Here is a 751-nt window from a genome sequence, read left to right on the forward strand (position 1 = left end):
ACCACCGTGGCCGCGATCACCGCGCCCTGCAGGGTGAAGATCAGGTTGATGCCGAAGGTGTTCTGCAACCACCCGCCCAGCCAGCCATGGCGCCCGAGCAGCACCAGCAGGTAGTAGCCCAGCACGGTGGGCGGCATGACCATGGGCAGGGTCAGCACAGTGTCGAGCAGGTCGCGCCCCGGAAAGCGCCAGCGCGCCAACGCATAGCCCACGCCGGTGCCCAGCACCAGGTTGAGCGCCGTCGCCCAGCCGGCCACCTGGAGCGAGAGGCTGAGCGCCGACCATGCCACGTCCATGTCTTACCCCGTGNCAGGTCGCGCCCCGGAAAGCGCCAGCGCGCCAACGCATAGCCCACGCCGGTGCCCAGCACCAGGTTGAGCGCCGTCGCCCAGCCGGCCACCTGGAGCGAGAGGCTGAGCGCCGACCATGCCACGTCCATGTCTTACCCCGTGCGCCTCAAGGCCTGGCAAAGCCGTATTGCGCCAGAACGGCCTGCGCGGCCGGCGTCTGCAGGTACTGGATGAACGACGCGGCTTCGGCAGCGTGGCTGCTGGCCGCCGTTTTGGCGATCGGATAGAGAATGGCCACGTCCAGCGGCACGGCGAATGCCACCTTGACCTTGTTTTTCATGAGGGCGGCATCGGTGGCATAGACAAAGCCGGCATCGACCTCGCCGCGCGCCACGTAGTCGAGCGACTGGCGCACGTTCTGCGTGTTCACCGCCTTGGCCTGCACGGCCGGCCAGAGCTGG

At 68.3% G+C, this 751-nt stretch carries 1 protein-coding gene and 1 pseudogene; both read right to left on the bottom strand.

The annotated features are described in order from the left end of the window. Window positions 1-296 (bottom strand): annotated as a pseudogene (locus tag QZH66_RS17510) (molybdate ABC transporter permease subunit); the annotation flags it as partial. 160 nt (window positions 297-456) lie between these two features. Next, window positions 457-751, bottom strand: a 295-nt coding sequence (gene modA, locus QZH66_RS17515; protein WP_305807107.1) for a molybdate ABC transporter substrate-binding protein, incomplete at its 5' end; no start/stop codon positions are given.

Origin of the sequence: Stenotrophomonas sp. YIM B06876 (assembly GCF_030711595.1) — a bacterium.
Classification (GTDB): domain Bacteria; phylum Pseudomonadota; class Gammaproteobacteria; order Xanthomonadales; family Xanthomonadaceae; genus Stenotrophomonas.